This window comes from Mesotoga sp. H07.pep.5.3, from assembly GCF_002752615.1.
GTDB classification, from domain to species: domain Bacteria; phylum Thermotogota; class Thermotogae; order Petrotogales; family Kosmotogaceae; genus Mesotoga; species Mesotoga prima.
In genome coordinates this window covers 53,444-78,649 of the sequence record NZ_AYTV01000023.1, presented here as the reverse complement: position 1 = coordinate 78,649, position 25,206 = coordinate 53,444, and the positions used below count along the sequence as shown (strand labels likewise).

The following is a 25,206-nucleotide window of genomic DNA, read 5'->3' as shown; positions in this document are numbered from 1 at the left end:
GATCTGCTCTCCGATCCAATCGAAGGACGGGTCCACGATCCTGTACGAAGGGACGAGGGACGTTTCTTTACAGCGGCCAGCGGGTTTTTGTTCTTAAGCGCACAGTGGCTCTTTCCTTGCGAAGTCTTACTACCTTCTATTGCAGTAGACGGGGACAGACGTCAGGAGCTCGTCAGTCCCCTATTCGTTTCACAGCGCTCAGCGTCTTCTAGCCAGCGATCAGCGGGTCTTGTGGCCCGCGAAGCGGAACTGCCCCCACCGAAGGCGAGGCTGGCCAGGCGGAGCCTGACTGGCCTGCGTTAGCAGACTGACTCATGGATGCTTAAATCAAGCTTTTTTTCGCGGTACTAAGTTGATCGGAATCCTGACCAGGAGCACGAACCTGCCCTGAAAGCCTGCCCCCAAAGTGATCCTGTTTGGGGGCTCTTGTTCAGGGGGTTCTGTTTGGGGCTCTGTTCAGGGCATCTGCACGGGATTGCAGTCTTGCTAGACCCATACCAAACCTACTTCTCAACGTAGTGCTGATTGATATCAGGCGATAACTAAACTCTGTTGCCGCTTCCAAGGAGTTCTATTTTCTCTTTTACTGTGTCCTTGACTCTCGGCACGGCCAGTTTGAGTAGTTTCAGCTGATCATTTAGATCTGGATCATTCTGTAGAACCTCTCTTATACCTTCAGTAAAGACGGTCTTCAATCGTGTCCCGATATTTATCTTGGAGAAACCAGTTGTGGCAATGTACCTAAGGTCGTTGTCGGACACGCCGCTGGAACCATGCAGCACAAGTGGTACAGGTGAGACTTCGGATATCGCATCGACCAGATCTAGATGAATCTTGGCTTCCTGCTTCTGCATTCCGTGCACAGTGCCCACAGCCACGGCAAGCGCGTCGACGTCGGTTGCCTCGCAGAACATTACGACATCCGAAGGATCGGTAAGTATTTCAACGGCCGATTCCCCTTCTTCACCCTTTGCAACTCTTCCCAGTTCAGCTTCAACTGATACATCGAAAGCTCTTGCAACCTTGACCACGATCTTGCTGTTGGCAATGTTTTCTTCAACGGGTAACATGGAGCCGTCGTACATAACTGAAGTGAACCCTGCGTGGATGGACTTGAATATTAGCTCAAGACTACTAGCGTGATCGAGATGGGCAACAACCGGTATATCGACCCTGTCCGCCACTTCTTTAATAAGAGCCGCTGCAAGCGTCGGCCCCCAGTGTTTCATACAGGTTCCAGCAGCCATGAGTATTACTGGTGATCTCGCTTCCTGCGCTGCTTCTACAATCGCAACGAGGTCTTCGTATAGATGAAAGTTGAAACCAGGCACAGCGTATTTCTTTGCTTGCGCATCCTTGAGAACTTCTGTAAGCGGTACTAACGGCATTTTATCCCTCCTGAATGTCTAACTTTTTGTTTCTTTCTATTGCCAGATATTCTTTCGCGTTCTTCTCATAGATCTCTTTCAGCGGCTCAACTAGATGCTCGTCCGGGTGAATCTCTTCCGGTTCAAGAAGGTTTACGCATTTTTCAATAACCTCATCGGCTCCAACGCCGTGAGCCGCTGCAAAAGCTCCACCAAGAGCGGTCAATTCGCTTGTAGGCAAAACCCAGATCTCTTTTCCGAGCAATGAAGCCTTGTATTTCATCAGCAGGCTATTGAGGCTTCCTCCTCCTCCGCTGATGATTGGTAGCTCTTTTCTTGTAATCTTCTCAATGTTATCCACGATTCGCTTGCTGATCGAGGAAAGGTATATGTAAGCAGATTGCATCAGTTGCTCCTTGTTCAAAGGAATAGGCATTTCAAGAAGTGTTATTCCCTGCAAACCTTCCCCAACAACGAGATCGCCATTCACAAGGAAGAGCGGTCTTGAGTTCAGCTGGCCAAGTTTCTCAATTTCATTATTTAGTCTCTCGTATCCTTCCTTCGTAGCATCGGTCTGGGTTAGGTCCATTAGGGATTGGAGTAGTTTCCCGTAGTATCTAACATTGCTTTCGATGTAGTACTGATGATCCTCGTATGCTATTCCTACCGTTCCCCCCGGCATAAATGGGCCGGCAAAATCCAGAGATTCGGCGGTACCGGAAACAACGGCGGCAATTACGGAAGCCGAACCCATTGAATCAAAGAGAAATTCCTTTCCACGCGCAAATGCCCGTGCCGCGTAAAGCCCTGTGATATGATCGTGGCCTGCGCTAATAAGAGGAATTCCGGATTTAGTGTGACCAACTGGTTCACCAGTGTATCTGAGTTCGCCCATCGTTTCTTCGCTTTCGCCGATGTACTTTATCAGTTGCGAGTTCCATCTGCGAGAGTGTATGTTGACCATGAAGGATCTGCATGCCTGGCTCATATCCCAGGCAGGTACGCCTCCCAGCGAGTAAGCAAGATATGAAGACACTGGTAGCCAGTTCTCCACACCTTCTGGCCTGAAGAGTTCCTTCTGAAGGAGTATCTTGTAGAGCGAGAAGGTGTAACTATTTTCCACCCCCGTTATTCTGTAAGGAGCGAGATTGTCAACCGATTCTCTATGACTTTCCCATAAGGGATAAGTCGATCTGTCATACCACATCACGGGTTTTGACAGTGCTTTTCTCTGCCTAACAGGGATAACCGTCTCTCCAAAGCTGGAAAAAGCTATGGCAGCAAGAGAATGAAGGGCACCGACCTTTCCGATTATACTCTCGACGTATGACCTGGTAAGTTCTAGATCTAGAAACTCGACTCCTCTCTCTTTATTCTTCGGAGTCAAGGAATGTATCACTTCAAGGATCCTCCCATCTTCTCCAAGAACCAGGCTCTTGATGTTCGTCGTTCCAATGTCTATCCCGAGAAAGACATTCATAATACCACTTCCGTAACAACTACGTCGCCGATTACCTTTTCTACATCAGAGTATTCGAAAATCGCGGCTCCATAGTGCATGGTATTCGCGGCGCCACAAGCGGTCGCGATCTTCAGCGCCTCTCTCTTCGACATCTTCGCCTCTTGACCGTATATGAGTCCGGCAAAGAAAGAGTCTCCCGATCCAACTGAAAAGTCAGAAAAGACTTTCATCGATCTCGCGTGGAGCTTTTCGCTTTCCGAGAGCCACACACTGCCCATTTTTCCATTCGTGATTATGAGATCCCTTATCGAATATTCCCTTCTGAAATCATCCATCGACTTGAAATCGTCTTTATTGATTCCAAAGGCTACCTTAAGCTCATCCGCGTTGATTTTTAAGAGTTCCGGTGAAACCGTCACGATCTTAGACAGCCAGGAACCGGCAATGTCCACTTTAAGACTGCAACCGGCCTCTCTGGCAATTCTCACAAGTTGAAGAAGTGAGCCATTCTCGAACCCTCTCGGGGCACTCCCCGAAATTACAAGGTTCATACCCGGTCTAACATGACCTTTGAAGAACTCCATAAAACTCTCTATTTCGCCCAGCTTCATGAGAGGTCCAGGTTCGTTTATCATAAGCATTTTGTTTTCGTACTCGTAAACAAGGGCAGTGTTAATTCTGTTTGAGTCTTCTATCCAGAAGTTTTCTGTCACTATTCCCAGACGATCACACTCTTTTTCAATTATCGTTCCAACCTGCCCGCCAAGTATGTTTATGCAGAAATACTCACTGTGCCCGAGAACCTTGGATAGTACTCTCGCAATGTTGAGTCCCTTACCGTCCACGAGTGTTACTACTTTGTCTCCGCGTACCACGTTCGGGATCTTTGTAGGATTCTTGAGAATAACCCAGTGATCATAACAAGGATTTAAATTAAGGATACAAGTATCGATGTTATTGTCCTCCTTCATCGTAAACTATGTATTCTTTCACAAACTTTGCTGTGAACTCATCTGTTATAAGAACATCCGCAAAGCCACCTCTAAGCATTCCCACCAGACCATCCACTTTGTGGTGGCCAGCAGCTACAATGACTCTTTCGCCTGCATTCATATATTGCTCGAAGCTAAGGTTAATACACTTGTCGAGGATGCTCTTCTCAAATCTTTTGCCGTTTATATCGAAGTAATGGGTCAATACGTCTCCTACCACATTGTTCTTCTCGAGCTCGTCCGCATAGCTCACTTCGAGCAAATTCTCTCTGAATAGGGGTGATCGCGCGATGGAGTATCCGACACTACAGATGATAATATCCAGTGAGTTCCAGAGTTTCTGGATGTTCATGTACTCAAGGGATTGCTTTGTATTCTCCAGCTGGCGGGCGTTTTCGAATATGAAGGGCAAATACATTGGAACGGCTTTTCCCGATAGCCGAGTGGCGAAATTCTGGACAATGTGGTTGATGTTAAACCTTTTGTCGGCGAGTCTTGCGGTACCCCCTGATAAAGGTATAAGTTGCCAGTCCGGTCTTTCAAGTCTCTCAATCGATTCCGCTACGGTAAAGATTGTGTTGCCCCATCCAAGCCCGATATTCATAGGCTTTTCAGGCAAAGTTCTCAGATATTTATGAACCTCTCTAGACAAAGCCTTCAGGACAGTCTTTTCGTTCCTCGCACCTCTTGCGATGAACATCTTCTTCAGACCATATCTCTCCCTGAAGAAATCCTCGTATTCCCTTCTAATGGATGTCTTTACCGATGGCTGCTCAACTTCAATATGAACGATTCCTCTTTCTTGCGCCATTTTGAGATATTTGCTAATCTGTACTCTGGAAACGCCGTACTTATTAGCAATATCCTTCTGGAGCATTCCTTTCACGTAGTAATCGGTCGCAACCTCGAAAAGCAGTTCATCGCTAATCATCTCTTACTCCTTCACAGATCCGCTTACCAGTCCCGCTATAAAGAACTTCTGCAAGATCATGAATATTATGAGCGGCGGAATCGTCGCCAGTATCGATCCAGCAAAGAGCGGACCCCACCTAGTCTGATACTGACCCACGAAAAGCTGAAGGAACGTCGGGATTGTCTGTTTTGCCTTTGATGTCAGAATAGACATCGAGTACATGAGTTCACTCCATGAAAACAAGAAGGCGTAGACGCCTACGGCTGCTATCCCTGGAAGCGTGATTGGCAGAATAACCTTTCTGAACGCCTGGCCAAAGGTACAGCCGTCTATTCGCGCAGCTTCTTCCAGCGATTTCGGTATTGATAAGAAGAAGGTTCTCATGAACATAATAGAAATTGGCGTTGTGAATGGCAAGTAAGATAGGATCAAGCCAAAATATGTATTGAGAATTCCAATATTGTTGAGCGTCTTAAAAATCGGTAGAAGGAACACTACGACAGGAAGCATCTGAAATACCATAACTCCTGTAAGAAGAGGCCTCTTGAATCTGAACTCATATCTGGCAAACGCATAGGCGGGGAACAATCCAATAAGTATGGAGAAGAACATTGTCCCAGTTCCTACGATTACACTGTTCTTGAAGTAAGACCAGAAATTCATGTCGGCTATCTTGTCAAAGTGCTCTCTCGTTGGTTCGAAAATGAAATATTTTATTGGATAGGCATAGATATCCGGATAGGTTTTTATCGCAGTCAGGATAAGCCACACAAAGGGGAAGGCTATCACCACTGATAGGAATATTAGCAAAGAATAGGTAATTGACTTCTTGACCTTTTTCTTTGTGCTTCTCTTCATCTCGCTTCCTCCTTTGCAATGCTTCTCAGGAAGACAAATGCGATAGCGAATATTGCAACGAATAGAATATTTGAAAGTGCGGCTGCTTTATTGAACTCCAGGAACCTGAATCCAAGTTTGTAGATATAGGTAACTACAGTCTCTGTACCGTATCCCGGTCCGCCTCCCGTCATGATGTAGATCAGCGGGAAGTAGTTGATCGTCCAGATCACAGTAAGCATAAGTGTTGTCATAATGACCGGCTTGAGCTGGGGAATAGTTATCCTCCAGAATCTTCTGATAGAGTTGGCGCCGTCGATTTCTGCAGCTTCATAAAGATCGGGTGGTATTGTCTGAAGCCCTGCCAGGAAAAACATTCCAGAAAGGCAAAAGCCTTTCCATATGTTTGCAATTATTACCGAGATCATAGCCATATTTTCAGTAGCGAGCCAGGGTATGTAATCATTTATTATGTTCATTTTGACCAGAACATCATTGAGCACTCCATACATATCGTTGTACATCCACTTCCACATCACTCCGGCAACAATGTCCAGCGTTGCCCAGGGAAGTATGAGAATGATGCTCCTGAATATTATCTGCCCTTTTGTCGATTCATTTAGAAGCAGAGCGACGAGCAAGCCGAGAAGCAACTGTCCAAGTACGCTTCCTATTACCCAGACAACGGTGTTAATCATTGATCTACCGACAACAGGATCGGTGAACACACTGGAGTAGTTCTGAAGTGTGAAGGCACCCTCTTCCGTTGTGAAACTGCTGTAGATATTAGAGCCTATAAGATAAACGAAGAGCAAGACTATTATCAAAAGATAGGGCAGTACCATTTTGAAGGCTGTCTTCTCTTCTCTTGCAAGTTTACTCATCTGTTTTCAACCCTTTCATCAGGGAGTAATGAAAGGGCGGGCTCTTGCCCGCCCCATGGAAAGTTTATCACTTAGCCAGTATAGCGTTTACATTTGCCTCAGCAGTTTTAATTGCTTCTTCAGGTGTTACTTTTCCAAGAAGAACGTCCTGAATCATGATTTGAATCTGCTCAGAAACCTGAGGATATTCGGGAATTGGAGGTCTTGAGACTGCGTGTGGGAAAGTCTCAAAAATGACCTTCCACTTTGGGTCCTGAAGAACTGGTGAATCAAAACAAACGTCCTGTCTGGAAGGCATTGGCCCGCCTTTAGCTTCGATCCAGGTCATCCAGGTTTCATAGCTTGTCAGGTACTTCGCGAGTTCCCATGCATTATCCTTGTTTTTACTTGCAGATGGGATAACCAGTGCCCAACCGCCGAGAACACTTGCGGGTGTTGCTCCATAAGGATGAAGAGAAACGCTGTAGTTCCCAACTATATCGGGATTTGCTGTCTCAATGAGCGGGAAAGACCAAGGTCCGCCAACCGCCATTGCAACTCTGTTCTGAGCCATCATGTTTCTGTAGTCATCTTCGTTATACGTAACTGCGTTGGGGCTTACGGCATAAGTCAGCGCTAGATCGGTATAGAACTTGAGAGCTCTGAGGCCCTCAGGAGTGTTAAAGGCCGCTGCCGAGTAGTCATCCGTCAAAAGCTGACCACCAGCGCCGTAAAGGAAGATTATGTAAGCGAGCGTTGTGTGCTCAGTCTTGGTACCGCTGACTCCGTAACCGAACACTCTTTTGCTGGCATCTGTAAGCTTCATAGCCTGATAGACCAGTTCTTCCCATGTTGCCGGTGGATCGTTCCTGTCAAGTCCGGCCTGATCGAACATCGTCTGATTGTAAAGAAGAAGTCGGCAATCTGTATACCACGGAAGACCGTATCTTTCGCCGTTGTGCAGAACCGTCGGCCACAGATTCGGCCAGATTTGCTCAGTTCCGTCCCAGGAGTCAAGAAGAGCGCCCATTGGTTCTAACCAGCCCTTCTCTGCAAATGTTGGAACCCATCCACCTAGGTCGGCGAACGCAAGATCAGGGCCCTGACCTGCCTGTAGTGCCGTTAGAAGTTTGTCGTAGTAAATGTCAAAGCCGAACAGTTGAACCTCTACCTTAAGCCCTGTTTCCTCTTCGAACTTCCCCACAATCATTTCCCAGGTCTCATCGAGCTCAGCAACTTGTCCGCCAATCCAGATATTGATTACCTGGGATACTCCTGTGAAAGCCAGTACAACCAGCATCATGAATACCAGTAGCGTAGATTTTCGCATGTAATAACCTCCCTTTTTGTATTAAGTTACATATGTAACTTACTTATGTAACCATTTAATTCTATAATCTACAAGCTCTAAAAACCAATTCGAACTAGAATCGATGTTGACCGATTAAAACCATTCTAGGTCGAATAGAAGCAAGAAACTCATTTCTAATAAGAATTCTCTCTGAAAATGCAATAAGAAACTGATAGAATCGCTAAATTAAAATGAGCCTCAAAGGTCTGAACTCAACCGAGAGAAAAACAGAGGATTAGTTGCAAGAACAAAAAGGGGAGCGCAAGTCCAGCGTCTTGGCTCTGGGTTTGGTAAACAGAAGTCATTGCCCACCAATGATTATCAGTGCTACTCCAGACGGAATTTGACAATTTCGTAATTGCCTAACATTGTCATCCCGAACTTGTTTCGGGATCCGGGCTTATGAGAAACCGTGGTCGGGGGTAGTGGTGTCAAAAACGCTATCGGCTTCGATGACTATGCAGTTTTTGAGAAACCATGGTCGGTGGTAGCGGCTAGGGGGTTGGAAAGAACAAAGGATCAGTTCCAAGTTGTGAGTTGCATGTGCGAATAAATTCGATCCAAACGGATGTAGGGGCGTGCGGCGGCACGCCCGCTATCAATAATGATCAATCTTCCCAAGGATAGAGATCGTCCTCTTCAATAGTTGAACGAACCGAATTCTGGCCAGAAGCATGCCAGAATGACGGGAAGGACTGTCATCCCGAACTTGTTTCGGGATCTGGTTTTTGAAGACGTGGTCGGTGGTAGCGGCTAGGGGGTTGGAAAGAACGGAATAAGACGCAAGGCGCCGAAAAGCATCGGCGGACGCAAGGCTGGGAAGAACATCCCAGGTCGCAATGCTGGCAAAGATCGCACCAGGACGCAGTGCCCGCTTCGCGGGGAAAGAGCCGATTTTCGCTTTTGAGATAACTCGTGCGTTGAGAAGAGCAGTTCCAAGTTGTGAGTTGCAGTGTGCGAATAAATTCGATCCAAACGGATGTAGGGGCGTGCGGCGGCACGCCCGCTATCAATAATGATCAATCTTCCCAAGGGTAGAGATCGTCCTCTTCAATAGTTTAACGAACCAAATTCTGGCCAGAAGCATGCCAGAATGACGCAAAGGACTGTCATCCCAAACTTGTTTCGGGATCCGCTTTTGTCAATTTCAGAGAACGGAGAACCGTTGGCGAAGAACGGCGCTTCTCAGCGGTCCTTGCTCGGCTAACTCTTCTTTTCTTTGCCTCTTATCTTCGCCTTTCTGAACCAGAAGAAGTACATAGCCCCTATATAAGCGGCAAGTCCCAGAATGAAGTACAAATAGTATATTGGCTGCTCCATTCTGTAACCCAGTATTGGAATATTGAGCAGTATGAGCATCGGAATCCCGAGGAACAATGCCAACCCGCTTCCGAAGACCATGTCTTCTGCTGTTCCACTTTCGAATGTGGGATCGACTTCTCTCAACAAGGCCATTCCCGTAGAGAGTGTCCCTGTGTGCATTCCAAAAAAGGTTACGATGTGCTCCAGCGGGGCCTTTTCGTAGATTCTTTTGCCGAACCAGATTGTGTAGCCTGCGGTGAAGAAGCCTCCTATGGTTGTGAGGATAATTATCGGCCATATGTACTCCTGAATCACCGTGAAGGAAATTCCGGCGATCGAGGCCGCAACCATGAAGTCGAAGACACCTCCGCCGATCCGTTGAAGGAGGAAGTCGTTCATGTATTCAATTTCATACTTTTCTGATTTCCTGACTTTTTCATATATCGCTCTGAACGCCATTGCAAAAAGAACGCCTATCACGAAATGGAAACCCCAGAGAACCTGCGCGAATGTTTCACCGAAGGTTCCCAATCCACCAATCAAACCCGTGAACCATTTCAGGAAAAGGTAGGTGACTAGATACACTATTCCAACAGCCAAAATCTGAATCGTAAAGCCGTCTATATCCGAAAATTCGAAGTCCCTTATAGTCGCCTCGATTCTCTTCTTAAGGGTCGGTTTTTCAATCTGGATCCCGATCTGTCGCTTTCTATAGACCATTGCGTTAAGCATCACTATTCCGCCAAAGGCGGCCCAGAGAAATCCCAGCGTAGAGACACTGAGACCAACGGCTCCTCCACCTGTAAAGCCAAGAGCCTCCCACTGACTTCCGAGAGAATAGGCCTGACCAGGCCCCTGGGCAAAACCGAGGGCAAGGAGCAGCCCGAAGGGCGGGAAGAGATCCTTGAAGAACAGTCCAACAAGCGCAATACCAACAACGAAACCTACCATGCCCTGGAGAGCGTAAGACATGCTGATCAGGAAGCCAGTGTTGACGGATGACTTTGTGCTTGACCGCCGTGTCTTTTTCAACGCGATGGCAATGAAGCCTATCGCCATGAGATGGTAGACGAGGTTTCCCAACCTATCGTAAGAGAAGGGAATTACCTTCAGCACTTCCGGACCAAACAGAATCCCAAGGAATCCGGCAATGACAGCGTTTGGAATAAGAATCTTACTGAGAGGAGTGATGATTCTCTTCAAAACGGAGGCAACGCCCATAAGTATAGATAGATAAGCAATATCGAGAACTATAGTCCAATCTTGCTCCATTAGATCACCCCTTTTCGACAAAGCAATTGTATCAGAACAGAGTTAAAGTTAATTCCTCTGATTTTTGTTAGAATTATAATAACAAGGAGGAAATTTAATGACACTTACGCCGCTAGGTGGCGGCCGCGAGATAGGCGCAAACTCCTATCTCCTTAGTCTGGACGGTAAGAATATCCTAATTGACGCAGGAAGACACCCAGTAAAGGAAGGTTACGAGTCGCTACCGGAAATTGACAAGATAAACGATCTAGATGTGATAATGATCTCTCACTCCCACTACGACCATCTCTCTTCTCTACCATACATTTCTCAAAGATGGCCAAATGCTCCGATTCTCATGGCACAGGAAAACAAAGGTCTGGCGCTAAGAATACTCCAGAACTCAGTCGAAGTCATGAAGAAGAAAAACGCCAAGGACGGGGTCGAGCCGATACTCTACAACCACGGCGAAGTGAACGAGCTGAAGAGAAGAATATATCCCATGGAGTACTTTCAGAGATACTCAATAGACGATGTGGTAGATGTTGCCCTGTACCCTGCAGGCCACGTTATGGGCGCCGCCTCGATCTTTCTTGAACACAGAGGAAGGCGGATACTGTATTCAGGAGATATTTCGCTTTCGCAGCAGCTCACCATCCCACCTGCCCAGCTTCCCAAAAAGGTTGAGACACTCATATCCGAGGGAACATACGGTGCGAAAGAAAATCAGCTTCTAACAAGATATAGCGAAATAGAGCGTCTGAGCAAATCCGTGAAGCGCGTTTTGGAAAACGGTGGCCGTATCCTCATGCCTGTGTTCGCTCTTGGTAGGGGCCAGGAAGCAATCTATATGCTCCTCATGCTCATGGAAAAGAAAAAGATCCCCTCAGTCCCGATATACACGAATGGTATGGTGGCCTCCCTCAGCAGTCTTTACATGAGCAACTACGAGAGTATAAGTGAAAAGGACAGGAAGTGGTTTATCAAGAGCTTTCAGAATAACGTTACTGTGGCTCCAAAGAGCATCGAGAGGCTCCTCTTCTCGAGAGAGCCCGCTCTATTTGTCTTCTCTGCCGGAATGCTTGTCGAGGATACACTATCGTATATATTCGCGAAACAGATGCTGCCAAACAGCAAAGACGCGATCTTCTTCATGGGTTACCAGAGTCCCGAATCCGACGGATACAAAATCCTACAGGCAAATAAGAACGGCGATGAGCGAATTCAAATGGGAGACGATTCGATCGAGATCGGCACAAAGAACATAGATATATTCAATTTCTCCGGTCACGCAGACTACCAGGAGCTGCTGGATCTTCCCAGAAGACTTCAGCCGGAGAAACTGATCTACGTCCACGGTGATGAAGCCGCACTGGAAAACCTTGCCGAAGAACTCCAGTATGAGTTTGAGATTCAGATACCATCGAATCTTCAGACAGTCGAGCTCTAGCTCCGGTTGACAAGGAAATGTGCCGGTGTTATCATAGTGTACGGTTGCCGGGGTGGCGGAACTGGCAGACGCAACGGACTTAAAATCCGTTGGAGCGAGGGCTCCGTGTGGGTTCGATTCCCATCCCCGGCACCATGGAAGCGAAGAAAGCAGGTCATTAATATATAGAATATTGTGAGCAGATAGATACTCGGTGCGGGGTGGAGCAGTCTGGTAGCTCGTTGGGCTCATAACCCAAAGGTCACAGGTTCAAATCCTGTCCCCGCTACCATTTATTAGGCGGTGTAGCTCAGCTGGCTAGAGCATGCGGTTCATACCCGCAGAGTCGTCAGTTCGATTCTGACCGCCGCCACCAAGCATTTAGGGCGTACCTGCGTGTATGAAGCGCTCAATCAATAAAACATAGCCTCCCATCTGGAGGCTATGTTTATTATATGGCGAACTTCTCCAGCGATCGGAGATCACGGTTTTTGATGCCCTAATTCTTTCGCAGTCAGGAATATCATCGATTAGGCAGAACCAGTGAAAGTATGATTCTTGTTGTCAATGCGAAGCATTATTTGAATACCTGAAAATGATCCTGCTAAAAGTCTCCCTGAAGAAAGGGATCTTCTCCGCAGAATATTAGCCGGAGATCCTTTTCCTTAATGCTTCCAAAAGCTCTCGGCAAAGTTCATATTCCTTTTCTCATCCCAAGAATGATTTGAGTGAAACGAAGCCGGATTTTTTTGAATGTTCAGTTCTTGCGTAGGTATCGCATGCAAGAAGGAATGACTCAGTCTTTCTCACTGGGGAATTTCTGTCAAAACCATACTGTCCATCGCTTCGAAATGGAAAGCGGGACGAAAAATCAAGAAGTATGGTACATAGTAAATTTGGCTGACGAACACAGTTGAGGAGATCCGCAACAAACAGAACGGATGACTTCTAGAAGTTCTTCATTACGATCATGAAGCCATAGGCCAATATGGCGATTACTGCGATAGCAAGACCTACGACAAAGATTGGGATCAGACCGGATAGTATGATTTTCACCACCCCTGTCAACAATTCTATTCTTCTACTCATTGCAGAGTCAATCTTTACTAAGTACGTATGGAATAGGTCTTGTAGAAGAAATGCCGGCAGACCATCGATACACTTCTTTCAGATTGATTCGCATAAGAGCGAGCTCTATTTTTGGCCTCTGAAGCAGATCAAAAGCAAAGCTGACGAACGAATCAACTTAGGCTTCTTTGCTCTAAGCAATTCTCTGCCTTTCTTCCGCTTAGTTCAGTCTCAAGCTCGGGAAGGATCTCTATGAGCGCAGAGACTAAACCCTGATCAAGGGGCATTTCAGTCATCATTTCAACAGCCTTGGCAAAGGAGTAAGCGTCTCTGTAAGACCTGTTCGCCGTGAGGGCTTCGAAGACATCTGCCACGGCCAGTATCTTAGCCTCTAGCGGGATTTGGTCTCCCTTCAGACCCTGAGGATATCCAGAGCCGTCTTCCCTCTCGTGATGCATGTAGACATACGGAATAAACTGCTGAAGATACTTGAAGTGCTCAAGGACTTCTTTTCCGTGGGCTGGATGTCCTTGAATGACCTCTCTTTCGATCTCATCGAGCGGTCCTCTCTTTCTCAATATCTTCTGTGAAATCCCGATCTTCCCTATGTCGTGAAGTTTAGCTCCGTTAACGATTTGCTGGATCTTCTTCCTGCTTAATCCGAGTTTCTTTCCGAGAAGTCCGGCTATCTTCGACACATTCTTAGAATGAAAAGCCGTATAAGAGTCCTCAAGCTCCCACAAATACATGATCTCCTGTAGGCCGTGCATCTCGTAGTATCTGGAAAGTCCGAGCGCCAGCACTTCCATCATAAACAAGACACCGAGTATTCCGGCCGTCAAAGAGTGGAATATGAGCCACTTCGTGAGGTCATATCCTTCTATTTCAGCCCTAAGCCCATACGCAAAAGACTTTGATCCTCCGGAAGTTAAGCTTACTCTCTCATCCAAGTGCATCTCCGAGAGTAAAGCATCTTTGTCGATACTCGCAATCACGACCCGGTCAGAGACCTCATTTTCCATAAGGCTGTCATAGATGTTGAAGTAGAGGTAAAGCTCTTGATCAATGTTAGATAGCTCGTATTGATTTTCAAGCAGTACATCGGGCGGTCTTTCTATTAGTCTGGCAGACCTTACTCCTGGAAAATCTTGCTGTATTTCTTGGAGCATCCCTTCAACAAACTCTTCATCTCCAGAAGAAACCGCATTGTACATTGCGCTCCACTGAAAATAACCTACGCTAAGAGCAGATGCTAGATTCTCGACGGATGTCTCGAAAATTCCTGAGTAAATCTTCTGTGTGTAATCTATAGCTTCATTCTGAAAGATATGATATGGAAGCAGCATCAGAACAACGGTAACAGCAAAAACGAAAATGACTAGAGTAGGGCGGATATACCTGAGCTCATCGAATCCTTTCATGCTCCACCTCCCTGTTTGCTGAACTTCATGAGTCTTGTTTAATCATATCACTTAATCTTTTGATCTAAACAATATCGAAGAACTGTCAGAAACACTTGCTTAACTGCGAGCCAATAGATGTTTTGTTCTGCAGGTAAACTGATGTAAGAAATCCTTCGTATTGTAGTCATTCTCATCGGAGACAAGGGGTTGAAAAGCGGGAGATTGACTATGAAATCCTTCGGATAAGGGAGTTCGGCAAGGCTATGCACCGCAGAAACGTTGAGGTAAGGGTCCTCAGTTACAGTCCTTCCGAAGACAGTCTGAAGAAACTGGCCGAAAGTTTCTGGTCACAGCATGGACAGGATGTTGAGAAACTTACAACCGTTTTCTGCCTGTCGGAAACGAAGCCATAATCGGCGGCTGCATGAAAGGGATGTTTCGCTGCATCTTACTAGTCAAGCAATGCTTGGCCTGAGATGAATGGATCCGTGTGAGTTCGGTCAGAAGCGAGATTTTCCTGCCGCTCATGCAGCTCAAATTTACCGTTAGATCAAACAAAACTGGTTTCAAATTGTGGTTTCTGACAGTCCGGGGATTAAATCTAGATTACCGGTTCCTTTTTTCGAAGAGCCGTGACTTGCAGTTATCATCTGAAGCGATTTCATTTTACTTCTATAGAGGCCTGTGAATTCTTTTCTGCGGAAAAGCAACCGTGTGTTATCTATACGCGAGTTCAGTTTGGTTATTCTCGCTATCATCGGTTTGATCACTAGACTCAAGCTCTCGTGGTTGCAACGGAGAATTGCGGAGATACCTGCAAAACAACCGGATTGAGACGCTCTGTGATAAGAGTCGTGAAATAATGTTCATATTTATGCCGACGCGATGAAACTGTTGAAGGTTTTTTCTGTAGGAAGGTTGATTATGAGCCGAAAACTCTATGAGTTTGAAGCGATTATTCGTGAGGTCCCCGACATTGATGGAGCGTATATCGAATTTTCATATGGTATCTGGGGGAATTCTGTACGGGAAGGGTTAAAGTCCACGTCACTTTTGACGGTGAGCCGTACGACGGAAGACTCATAAAATGGGCACGAAGAATTCCGAGGGTACCATTTGCTACGTTATCGACATGAGAAAGGATATTAGGTCTAGAATCGGAAGGAAGCCCGGTGACTGCGTTAAAGTCACGGTAAGGGAAAAAGAGTAGTGAGTTCCTGTGTGGCAGTGTCCAAAATGTGGTCGTGAATTCGAGAAAGAGAATCAGAATCATTCTTGCGGCGAGCCCCTTAAAACGATTGACTCCTACATTGAAACCCAACCCGAAACCGTTCGTCCATTCCTTCATAAGGTGAGGGGTACGCTCCGTGCGACGCTGACGGACTCCGAGGAGAGAATCTCGTGGAGAATGCCCACTCACTGGAAAAAGCGCAACATAATCCGCTTCACAGCCTTCAAGAACCACATCGGGCTCTATCCCGGTGACAAAGTCGTTGCGCATTTTGCCGCCCGGTTGACAGAGTTTAGTAGAAGCAAGGGCGCGATTCAGTTTCCATACGGCAAGCGGATACCTCTGGGGCTTATTGCAGAGATCGCAGAATGATGCTATAAAAATAACGTACATCACTAATGGAGGAAGAGTATGCCGAGATTGCGAAAGATGCTCAACGACTTTAATGCTCCGTATATTAAGCTGCTCATGAGACAAATCGAAACTCAGAGCAAGATAACGCTTGTAAACTGGGCGGTCGATTACTCTGAGCGAGTTATTCTGCCTCTGTGGTTGAAGTATTGTCCGGACGACTTACGTCCAAAATTTGCGCTGGATTCCGCGAGACAATGGCTCAACGGCAAAATCAAATTGCAGCAGGCGAAAAAGAAAATACTTCGGTGCCATGAGGCTGCAAGAGAGGCCGAAGGAAATCATGTTGCTCACATAGCGGCGAGAGCGATTGCTCAAAGCGTATCGACTATTCATGCTGCGAGGCACTGTATAGGGCTCGCTCTCTATGGGGCTCTGGCGATCGCTTACGATGAACTGGGAACAGAGGCCCCCTGGGAACGTCTTGAGGTACGCGCCTCTGAGGAGTGTGAACGCATGCTTGCGGCGCTTTGGGAAATTTCGATTGTAGACGAATCCAATCCTGCAAACATCGATTGGTACTATTGAGCGTGTTGAGTTTTAGGCGGGCAAATCGGTGTCGGTTAAGGAACGCGAGAAGAGGAGAGAGGAAGAGAGGGCGAGACGCGAAAAACAGACGTTGGGAGAATCGTCCCTATTTTCGCTCTCACCTTCTCGTGAGCGAAGCGAACTCTCGACACTCTTTCTCGGCTCTTACCAACAACCAACAACGAATAACCGGCTATCATCCCACATTCTCAACTTATGCACTTTGACTTAACCAAAAGAAGGAAATAGAACTGGGTCATTGAAAAAGGCATGAAACCATCTTATATTTGTGGTGATCAAACCATACGAAAGGATTATTTCATGCCCGCAACGAATATATCACAGATTATCTCGGATGTCATCGATTCAGTTCGCTTTGTACGTAAAGCCAGTGAGGAGTTATTATTGATTTTCCGGGTAGTTCGATGCTACGCTTATTCTTAAGGGCTCAAAACGGGATATTCACTCACCGTCGATGATATGCTTTTTGCAGGCAAATAATCTTGCTGATATAGCATATATGATATATGATCAAAATGATAGCGTTCCAGGGAGAAAAATGACATGAGAGTACAGTCTCTATACAAAGGAAGACATATTTCTATAAAGCGACGTAACGAAATTCCCGGATGAGCTTGATGATGCCGCAAAAGAATAAGTTGCTTCGAATCTCGAGGATATTGAATCGGTCGCCATCATGCCCGAGCAGATAGGAAGGCAAGGGAAACTGTATAAACCACTCGATTGTAGATATGGGACACTGTAGAAATGTAAATTAAGACCAGGCAGAAGGAAATAATCCGCATTTACTTTCATCCAAATAGTAAAAATAGGCTCGTAGTATTATTGCCCGCTGAATTCAAGCAGGGAAGATCCAACCGTCAAAGTGATGATATACACAAAAGCCTGTAACCGTTTGGGGGATTACATAGCAGGGGTGTGTTGTAAGGGAGTGAAGATAATGAGATCTTCTGACGAACTGAAGAAAGAATGGCTGAAAGATGAGAAGTTCGCAGAGGCCTATGATTTGAAGAGGCCACTTCGAATTTTTATAAGGGCTATAAAGACGGCAAGAGTTGAGAAAGGTCTTTCACAAAAGGATCTAGCAGGGGCAATCGGAACATCGCAACCCGTGATTACAAGAATTGAAGCTGGGAAGCAGAATATATCGTATGAGATGACGAGCAAGCTTTCTGATACCTTTGGACTGCGGTTATATATATTTGCCACGAGCGAGGAAGCACTAACTCTTCCTAAAGAACTATGTGATAGGTTACGTAAAACTACCGGTACAGATGAATCGGGCGAAATATCCGACATAGTAAGCAGCATGTTGAAAAGCCGCCTGAAGATAGAAAAAGAGGTCGGCAAAAACCTTGAATTCTGAAGGAAATGACAAAACAAGATCGATCAGATAAGTAATGCTTATCGCATCAACTCTTTTGAAGCGATACGGTATGCTCTCGAACTTGGCGTGATGCAATGGGAAAAGCTGATGCCGGAACACAGGCCAGACTATGAGGAAAGGTGTGATGAAAAATGTCTGGCAGGGTAAACGGCAAGCAGACCAATGATTATACTAAGCTACTTGAAGCAGTAGAGTTGACTTCCACAAGAACTAAGTCCCTGAACTACGAATCGTTTGAGAAGAATCTTTCGATAAACCAATGCGGTTCGGTCGATGTCCAAGGTGGTTTCGTTAAACTGGATGAAGAGAACAAGAGATTAGATTGTAGCGTAGGATTCGATGTTGTTATAAAAACGGAGACAGATCAGGTATTGTTCGAAATGAAACTTCTGTACTTATTGTTATATATCAAGATATATCAAGGAAGTTGAAGTGTTGCGGGTTCTTTTGAACAACAAGAAAATTTTTGAACTCTTTTCTAAAAGCCAGTGTGATAACATCTATTCGGGCCTCCTTTCTGGTTCTTGATTAATTCAATGGTACTACCATTGAATCTTTTGGAAGCCCTTTTTTCAAGACACCCAACATATAATGAAAAACCATCAAAACAAGGAGATAAATACATGAGCATGGAAAACCAAGCTGTTGAATTTAAAAAATCATGGCGCGATGACTACCTGCGCTGGGTCTGTGGTTTTGCCAATGCTCATGGAGGCACTCTGATCATCGGAAAAAATGATCAAGGTGAAGCAGTTGGTGTTACGGAAAGTGCAAAGCTGATGGAGGACTTGCCCAATAAAATCCGTGATCTTTTGGGAATAATTGTCGAGGTAAATCTGCTTGTTGAAGAAGGAGCAGAATTACTGGAAGTTCATGTGCCTGCCTACACCAACCCAATTAACTATCGCGGTCATTACTACATTCGTAGCGGCAGTACTCTGCAGGAAATCAAAGGCGCCGCGCTGGATCGTTTTCTGCTACAGAGGCAGGGACGCACATGGGATTCTGTACCCCTGCCGGGGGTTGCAATAAATGATTTGTCTGTGGTGAGCCTCAAAAAATTTCGTGAGCTGGCTACCGCCAGTGGACGCTTAAGTGATGCAGATTTATCGGCAGCAGATTCGGAGCTGCTTGAAAAGCTTAAGTTAACTGAAGGCTCATACCTGAAACGATCGGCTGTACTGCTTTTTCATGAAGATCCTGATCGGTTTATCGCCGGGGCTTTTGTCAAAATCGGCTTTTTTGTTTCAGAGTCTGAACTTGCCTATCACGATGAAATTCACGGCTCTCTTTTTTCACAGGCACATACAGTAATTGATCTACTTCGAACCAAATACATGAAAGCCGCCATCATCTATGAAGGTCTTCAGAGAATCGAGCGGTTCCCAGTACCTTACGATGCATTGCGCGAGGCCGTACTTAATGCGCTGGTTCATAGGGATTATGCAGTGCCTGCACCAATACAGATTCGGGTCTATGAGAACAAACTGAAAATCTGGAATCCTGCGGTACTGCCTGAAGAGTGGAGTATGAAAACATTATTGGGCGCACATGCATCCCATCCCTATAATCCGGATGTGGCAAACGCTTTTTTCCGTGCCGGGGAAATTGAATCCTGGGGCCGGGGGATTGAACGAATTTTCTCATCTTGCCGTAGTTCGGATTCGCCGCCTCCCAGTATTCAACTGGAAGGACATGATCTTTGGGTGGAATTCCCATTTTCCGATAATTATCTGGATACTATGCGGGGAAAAGTAAGTAGCGAGGGTAGTACTACCCAAGAAACTACCCAAGAAACTACCCAAGAAAAAATTCTTCTTTTGCTAAAGAAGAACCCATCTATTACCCGTCGCGAGCTGGCACAAGAGCTGGCACTGAGTGAGGATGGTATAAAATATCATTTGAGAAAGCTCAAAGAACAGAGTCGCATTCGTCATGTAGGGGCAACAAAAAAAGGCTATTGGGAAGTGTTGAAATGAAACTATCGGAAAGGTACAAGTCCGATCAGTGCAAGTATATGGAAAAACCATTGCTCGATCAGCTTTCCGGTCTTGATGGGAGATTATCTACCTGACTGATGAGAAGCAAACTCCGGCGCATACCTTCCGCAACAATTTCACTGAAGTGGTCACGCCGAAGGTGCTGCTCAGAATTCCCAGGAACAGTTTCGCCAGATAAGCGAGAAGCTTCCGTCTGGTAATAAGCCTTGATTCATCGGCAAGATCGGAAGTATCTTTCGTAAATCCCGAACAGACATCTCCAGTAGTATATCAATTATGTAAATTATGTTAGCTTATTGACAGGTTTATTAGAGCCGTAGGCATTTAAACATCAGACCTGGAAAGAACCTTATACTGTTTGCTTGTCTGCTCTATGCTCTTGTATGCTTCATGTCTTTTGACAGAAAAAGACGGGGTTGTATTCGCTCCTGTTCGTTTCTTATCTTGATCCAGGTCAGATTTTTTAGCTTCCAGATCCACGATAATAGGATCTGATCTTGTTTATGTGGCCTTCCGTCTTTATCCTGTCTTTGCCTTTTGCCTTCTCAGAGTTGTGAGTATGGAAAAAAGGAGTCCCTCTTTAGCTTAGCTGATCGTATCTGTGAGTCTTTTCAGGCTAGTTCAGAGGAACGAAGATCAAACCGCTACCAGTCACAATCCTTAAAACCCTTCCCAGATCCAATATTACTTGAATAGCACATAACTTTCAAACCGCAGCCCCACGGTCTGCCCGGGCTGGAACTCCTCGCCGGAAGAGGCTTCCACACGGATCTCTTCCTTTCCCAGTGCCACACGGTAATCGAGTATATTTCCAAGATAGACTTTCTTGGTTACTTTTCCTCTTATTGAGCTACTATCGGGAGGGACCAGCCTGACGTTCTCGGGTCTGACGGCAAAAACGGAGCCCCCTTCGCTGCTCTTTCCGGTCTTTTCAAGGTTCACCTCGAAAGGCGGCGTTTCCGGAGAGGCTATGAAGGAGGCCATCGTACGACCGTCCCGGACTGCGACGTCTATCTTCAAAAAGTTAATTAGGCCGATGAAGTCGGCGACGAATTGATTTTCGGGCCTCTCATACAGGTCCCTGGGTGTCCCGAGCTGCTGCACTCTGGCGTTGTGGAGTAGGAGTATCCGGTCGGACATGGCCATGGCCTCGGCCTGGTCGTGGGTGACGTAGATAATCGTAACGCCTATGCGACGCTGAATGTCCTTTATTTCGAATCTCATCTCCTCTCGCAGTTTTGCGTCGAGGTTGCTGAGAGGTTCGTCGAGCAACATGACGTCAGGCTCCATGACCAGTGCCCTGGCCAAAGCCACGCGCTGCTGTTGACCGCCCGAAAGCTGGTGGGGATAGCGTTTCTCCATGCCCGTTAACTTCACCATAGAGAGAACCTTCATCACCCGCTCTTTCATCTCGTCGGTGCCGGTCTTCTTTATCTTCAGCGGGTAGGCGACGTTCTTGAAGACGTCCATGTGCGGCCAGACTGCATAGTTCTGGAAGACCATGCCGACGTTCCTCTCTTCCGGCGGAACGAAGATCTTTTTATCCACCGACGAGACGAGTCTCTCGCCGATGAAGATCTCCCCGGTCGTGGGCATATCAAAGCCGGCTATCATTCTCAACGTCGTGGTCTTTCCGCAGCCCGAAGGGCCGAGAAAGGAGAGAAACTCATGATCGTTGATTTCCAGGTTTATGTTACTGACAACCTTAACATCACCGAATGACTTTGAAAGCTCCTTGAGAACAACTTTTGACATTCGACTCGCTCCCCTCTATATTCCGACTTTTCCCCTCGTTAGCCACTTCACCAACAGGTTTCCGGCTATGACGATCAACAGAAGCAGGGTGGCAAAAGCGGCCGATATCTGCACATATCCGGCCTCCTGCATTTCGAACACCGCGACTCCTATGGTTACCGTCCTGGGTCCCCAGAGGAGTATGGACATCGTTAGCTCCCTCAGAGTTGGCATGAATATCAAGAACCAGCCGGCCACGAGGCCGGGTCTTATCAGCGGCACGACTATATCTTTCAGCGAAGTGAACCAGCTGCCGCCCGAGATCCTGGCCGCCTCTTCAAGGGAGGTGTGTATCTGTTCCAGAGAGGCCGATGTCGTTCTCACGGCGAAGGCCACGTAATGAGCAACGTAGGCGAAGAGGAGTATCCAAAAGGTGTTGTAAAGATTCACCCCGTAGTTGCCCGACCAGGCCAGAATCATGGCTATCGCCACGACCGTCCCCGGTATCGTGTAGGGTATCTGTGCTATTGTTTCAAGGGCCTTGCGGCCTCTTATTTTTGTTTTGACGCTTATATAGGCGATCAGGGAGCCGAGAACCATACAGATAGTGGCGGCCGAGATAGCCAGCAGAAAGCTGTTCTTCAGCGCGTCTTTGGTTAGCCCGTACTCGAAGAGGATGTACCTGTAGTTCCTGAAGGTGAGGTTCTCCCAGGTTATGTCGGCGCCCCAGGCATCCAGCAGCGATGTGAGACCTATTGAAAAGAACGGCATGATGACGGTTACAAAGACTATCACTATGGCAACGATCAGACAGGGTATCTTCCAGGCGCCCAGATCAACAGTGTTCGGCCTCATGCTCTTTCCAGATATAAGGGTGTACTGTTTCTTTTTGAGATAGAAGTTGTTTATGAGCAGAGCTCCAACCGAGATAGCCATCAACATTACCGACATGGCCGAAGCGGTGGCTATGCCGTTAAAGCCGCCGCTGTGCATGTAAGAGTAGATCATCGTCGTCAGAACGAAGACCCTTCCCTGCATTCCCACGAGCGCCGGAATGCCGAAGTTGGCTATACTCGAAGCGAAAACCAGGAGCGCACCGCCCGCTATGCTCGGAGCTACCAGCGGAAGGGTGATATCTCGCATGATCTTCATCGTCTTCGATCCGCACGTTCTGGCCGCCTCCTCGAGCGTCGGGTCCATCCTCTCGAGCGCCCCGGCCACGGTTATGAACACGAAGGGGTACAGGTAGAGCGTCATCACCCATATTAGGCCCGCCATGGTGTTGACGTTGAAGACGTACCCTTCTATGTCGAAGATCGACTGGACAAGCCTGTTCAGATAACCGTTGCGCCTGTTGAGCAGCTGAGACCAGGCGATCGCTCCTATGAACGGCGGAATCATGTAGGGCAATATGAACAGTGTTCTGAAGAGCTTTGCGAATGGAAGGTTGGTTCTGGTCACAAGCCAGGCCAGAGGCGCTCCAAGCAGAACGGAGAAGAGCGATGTGAAGAGACCTAGCTCGAGACTGTTGAAGAGAGCCGAATAATTTCTCTTCGCCTGAAAGACCGTAGCGTAGTTTTGAAGCGTGTAGGCCCCGTCAAATTTGAAGCTGTTAAGAAACAGCAGCGTCAGGGGGAAAACCACGAGAACGGCTATCACCACGAAAGTCCCGCCCAGAATGAAGGGGTCGGCCTTGATCTTTCTCTGCAACAAGAGTACCACTCCTCAGGATGAGAGTGAGGCCCGGCCTTTCACGGCCGGGCAGAAAACCATCAGAACAGCATGATATCGGAGAAGTTTGTGTTGATCTCGGTGAGACCTTCCTCGATGTACTTCCAGTCGATTTCCATCGCCTGGTCAAGTATCTCGCCGGCCGGCGGCGTGTTGGCTGGAGGATTGACGTCGCTCCTGACCGGAACCAGCGAACCCAGCTCGACTAGTGCCTTCTGGCCTTCGATCGAGAGGATGTAGTTGACAAACTTCATGGCGGCCTCCATCTTCTGCGATGACTTCAGAATCGCAATGGGGCTCGGGATGGCTATCGTGCCGTCGGTGGGGTAGATGATGTCGATCGGGCTGCCTTTGACGTTGAGGTCGCGGGCTATATAGTCGAGAGTCATGCCTATCGGGAACTCCCCGGCCGCAACCTTCTGAGCGACATCGCTGTTCCCCCTGACAACTACGGCCTCGTTCTCTCGCAGATCCTTGAAGTATTCCCAGCCGTATTTCTTGGCCAGCGCGCCGACCGCGGCGACGGCAGCTCCTGAGTACTCGGGGTTGGGCACGACAAAGTTGTCGTACCACTTTTCATCCGTCAGTTCCTTCCAGGATCTGGGAGCCGTCTCCGGTGTGAGCGCCTTGGTGTTGTAGGCTATAACCATGTTGATAAGCCTTCCGGCGTAGTAATAACCGTCCGGGTCCTTGAAGTTCTCCGGCAGAGATGCGGCCTCCTCGGGGTATATCTGCGCCAGGAGCCCCTCTTTCTTCAGAGTTTCGTAGTAAGAGAATTCGGCAACCCAGAGAACGTCGGCCTGTACGTTGCCGGTCTGCGCTTCGGCAGCGAGCTTGGTCTGGATCGTTCCGGTACCGGACCTGAAGACTTCCAGCTCGATATCTGGATTTGCAGCCATGAAGGCATCGGCGATAGCGGTCATGATTTCCGTTGGAACCGAGGTGTAGAGCATTATCTTCTCGGTCCCGAAAAGCATTGCGCTACATATCAGCAGCAGAATTACAATTCCGCACTTTCTCATTAGACAACCTCCTTCACGGGCCCGGGGAACTATTCCTTCCCGTTAAGCCCGAAAATAGTTGGGATCTCGTCCAGTTTTTTCAGCGCTTTAAGTTTCTCTTCGTCCCTCTCCGCCAGATAGAGAACCAGAACGTTGAGTATAGCCATCGGAACGACGAGCGAGTTCAATAAGGAAACCGGCCCTCTGTTGGCGACCAGTGTCACATCCGATCTTAAAGCCAGTTCCGAAACGGTGCTGTGCGTGAGTGCAATAGTCGGGATTGCCCTGGCCTTTGCGTAGTCGAAAGCCCTGAGTATGTCCTGTGAGCAGCGGAAGAAGCCTATCCCGAAAAGAACGTCCCTATCATTCATGAGAAGAAGCGTCTCGTAAAAGCCTTTCCCGCCGCCGGTGACGACCCTGGTGTCGACCTGCATCCGTCTGAACCTGAATTCAAGAAACTTGCACAGCGATTCCGACACGCCCTGCCCGGTCACGAAGACCCTGTGAGCGCCTTCGATCAAATCGACGGCCCGGTTAAATTCATTGGGCGAAACCCTGGAGATGCCCTCTTTCAGGTTTTCGACCTCGGCCGTCAGCAGTCGTTCAAAAGATGTCTCTCCTAATTTTATCTTCTTCACCGTCGCCGACATCTTTTCGGCCGGGGTCAGCCTCTCCTTTATCAGGTCCTGGCTGTGCTGCCTGAGATCTGTGAAACTTTCGTAGCCGATCGACCTCGCGAACCTTATCACCGTCGTTTCGCTGACTCCCAGCCTCGCCCCCAGCTCCCTGGGAGAGACGAAGGCGATGTTTTCCCAGTTTTCGAGGATACTGTCGGCGATAAGCTTCTGGGACTTCGTGAGAGAGGGATAGACCTCCCTGACTCTATCGAGAATAGTCACGTCTCTTTCCAAGAACCCTTCCTCC

At 47.4% G+C, this 25,206-nt stretch carries 21 protein-coding genes and 3 tRNA genes; 10 read left to right on the top strand and 14 right to left on the bottom strand.

All coding sequences use genetic code 11. The features are described 5' to 3' along the window. Positions 1-542 precede the first annotated feature (542 nt). From V513_RS10515 to V513_RS10480, 8 genes are all read right to left on the bottom strand, one after another. Positions 543-1,388, bottom strand: coding sequence for a class II fructose-bisphosphate aldolase (locus tag V513_RS10515; RefSeq protein WP_099772717.1), 846 nt, complete (start codon positions 1,386-1,388; stop codon positions 543-545). Between the two features lies 1 nt (position 1,389). Beyond that, entirely contained in the window at positions 1,390-2,847 is a 1,458-nt protein-coding gene (locus V513_RS10510) for an FGGY-family carbohydrate kinase (RefSeq protein ID WP_099772716.1), read from the bottom strand. Continuing rightward, positions 2,844-3,800, bottom strand: coding sequence for a 1-phosphofructokinase family hexose kinase (locus V513_RS10505; RefSeq protein WP_099772715.1), 957 nt, complete (start codon positions 3,798-3,800; stop codon positions 2,844-2,846). The genes V513_RS10510 and V513_RS10505 overlap by 4 nt, the downstream gene beginning before the upstream one ends. Then, positions 3,784-4,752, bottom strand: coding sequence for a sugar-binding transcriptional regulator (locus tag V513_RS10500; RefSeq protein WP_014730058.1), 969 nt, complete (start codon positions 4,750-4,752; stop codon positions 3,784-3,786). Before V513_RS10500 ends, V513_RS10505 begins: the two co-directional genes overlap by 17 nt. A 3-nt stretch (positions 4,753-4,755) precedes the next feature. Further along, positions 4,756-5,592: a carbohydrate ABC transporter permease gene (locus tag V513_RS10495; RefSeq protein ID WP_014730057.1), complete on the bottom strand. Its 837-nt coding sequence runs from the start codon at positions 5,590-5,592 to the stop codon at positions 4,756-4,758. Next, positions 5,589-6,455, bottom strand: a complete 867-nt coding sequence (locus tag V513_RS10490) for a carbohydrate ABC transporter permease (protein WP_014730056.1) — start codon at positions 6,453-6,455, stop codon at positions 5,589-5,591. The genes V513_RS10495 and V513_RS10490 overlap by 4 nt, the downstream gene beginning before the upstream one ends. A 67-nt stretch (positions 6,456-6,522) precedes the next feature. Continuing rightward, positions 6,523-7,764: an ABC transporter substrate-binding protein gene (locus V513_RS10485; RefSeq protein WP_014730055.1), complete on the bottom strand. Its 1,242-nt coding sequence runs from the start codon at positions 7,762-7,764 to the stop codon at positions 6,523-6,525. Positions 7,765-8,988: 1,224 nt separating this feature from the next. Then, a complete protein-coding gene (locus V513_RS10480; RefSeq protein ID WP_014730054.1) occupies positions 8,989-10,359 on the bottom strand; it encodes a sodium:glutamate symporter in 1,371 nt (456 codons plus the stop codon). A 97-nt stretch (positions 10,360-10,456) separates the two neighbouring features. Here V513_RS10480 and V513_RS10475 point away from each other — a divergent pair, with 97 nt between their 5' ends. From V513_RS10475 to V513_RS10460, 4 genes are all read left to right on the top strand, one after another. After that, on the top strand, positions 10,457-11,788 hold the full coding sequence (locus tag V513_RS10475; protein ID WP_014730053.1) for an MBL fold metallo-hydrolase: 1,332 nt from the start codon (positions 10,457-10,459) through the stop codon (positions 11,786-11,788). 46 nt (positions 11,789-11,834) lie between these two features. Further along, positions 11,835-11,923: transfer RNA gene (locus tag V513_RS10470), tRNA-Leu, on the top strand. A gap of 59 nt (positions 11,924-11,982) precedes the next feature. Further along, positions 11,983-12,059, top strand: a tRNA-Met gene (locus V513_RS10465). A 7-nt stretch (positions 12,060-12,066) separates the two neighbouring features. Continuing rightward, a tRNA-Met gene (locus tag V513_RS10460) sits at positions 12,067-12,143 on the top strand. 572 nt (positions 12,144-12,715) lie between these two features. Here V513_RS10460 and V513_RS13895 read toward each other — a convergent pair. Together V513_RS13895 and V513_RS10455 are read right to left on the bottom strand one after the other, a co-directional pair. Next, on the bottom strand, positions 12,716-12,856 hold the full coding sequence (locus tag V513_RS13895) for a hypothetical protein (protein ID WP_180274884.1): 141 nt from the start codon (positions 12,854-12,856) through the stop codon (positions 12,716-12,718). Between the two features lie 152 nt (positions 12,857-13,008). Next, a complete protein-coding gene (locus V513_RS10455) occupies positions 13,009-14,256 on the bottom strand; it encodes an HD-GYP domain-containing protein (RefSeq protein WP_099772714.1) in 1,248 nt (415 codons plus the stop codon). Between the two features lie 1,069 nt (positions 14,257-15,325). On the opposite strand from V513_RS10455, the gene V513_RS14005 reads away from it, so the two are divergent. From V513_RS14005 to V513_RS10425, 6 genes are all read left to right on the top strand, one after another. Further along, positions 15,326-15,448, top strand: coding sequence for a DUF1905 domain-containing protein (locus V513_RS14005; protein ID WP_218962711.1), 123 nt, complete (start codon positions 15,326-15,328; stop codon positions 15,446-15,448). A gap of 9 nt (positions 15,449-15,457) precedes the next feature. Then, positions 15,458-15,841, top strand: a complete 384-nt coding sequence (locus V513_RS10445) for an iron chaperone (protein ID WP_099772713.1) — start codon at positions 15,458-15,460, stop codon at positions 15,839-15,841. 39 nt (positions 15,842-15,880) lie between these two features. After that, the gene (locus V513_RS10440) at positions 15,881-16,408 is read left to right on the top strand and encodes a putative immunity protein (RefSeq protein WP_099772712.1); all 528 of its coding nucleotides are present in this window, start codon (positions 15,881-15,883) and stop codon (positions 16,406-16,408) included. Positions 16,409-17,297: 889 nt separating this feature from the next. Further along, the gene (locus V513_RS10435; RefSeq protein ID WP_099772711.1) at positions 17,298-17,795 is read left to right on the top strand and encodes a helix-turn-helix domain-containing protein; all 498 of its coding nucleotides are present in this window, start codon (positions 17,298-17,300) and stop codon (positions 17,793-17,795) included. Positions 17,796-17,947: 152 nt separating this feature from the next. Then, positions 17,948-18,247 carry a hypothetical protein gene (locus V513_RS10430; protein WP_099772710.1) on the top strand — a complete coding sequence of 100 codons (300 nt, stop codon included), beginning with the start codon at positions 17,948-17,950 and terminating at the stop codon, positions 18,245-18,247. 192 nt (positions 18,248-18,439) lie between these two features. Then, positions 18,440-19,795 (top strand): ATP-binding protein, encoded by a 1,356-nt coding sequence (locus tag V513_RS10425; RefSeq protein WP_099772709.1) that lies wholly within the window; start codon positions 18,440-18,442, stop codon positions 19,793-19,795. Positions 19,796-20,500: 705 nt separating this feature from the next. Here V513_RS10425 and V513_RS10420 read toward each other — a convergent pair. The 4 genes from V513_RS10420 to V513_RS10405 form a co-directional block, all read right to left on the bottom strand. Continuing rightward, a complete protein-coding gene (locus V513_RS10420; protein WP_099772708.1) occupies positions 20,501-21,571 on the bottom strand; it encodes an ABC transporter ATP-binding protein in 1,071 nt (356 codons plus the stop codon). A 15-nt stretch (positions 21,572-21,586) separates the two neighbouring features. Continuing rightward, positions 21,587-23,260 carry an ABC transporter permease gene (locus tag V513_RS10415; RefSeq protein ID WP_180274883.1) on the bottom strand — a complete coding sequence of 558 codons (1,674 nt, stop codon included), beginning with the start codon at positions 23,258-23,260 and terminating at the stop codon, positions 21,587-21,589. A gap of 62 nt (positions 23,261-23,322) precedes the next feature. Then, positions 23,323-24,303 carry an ABC transporter substrate-binding protein gene (locus V513_RS10410; RefSeq protein ID WP_099772706.1) on the bottom strand — a complete coding sequence of 327 codons (981 nt, stop codon included), beginning with the start codon at positions 24,301-24,303 and terminating at the stop codon, positions 23,323-23,325. A 29-nt stretch (positions 24,304-24,332) separates the two neighbouring features. Continuing rightward, positions 24,333-25,193: a MurR/RpiR family transcriptional regulator gene (locus tag V513_RS10405; protein WP_180274882.1), complete on the bottom strand. Its 861-nt coding sequence runs from the start codon at positions 25,191-25,193 to the stop codon at positions 24,333-24,335. Positions 25,194-25,206: the final 13 nt, after the last annotated feature.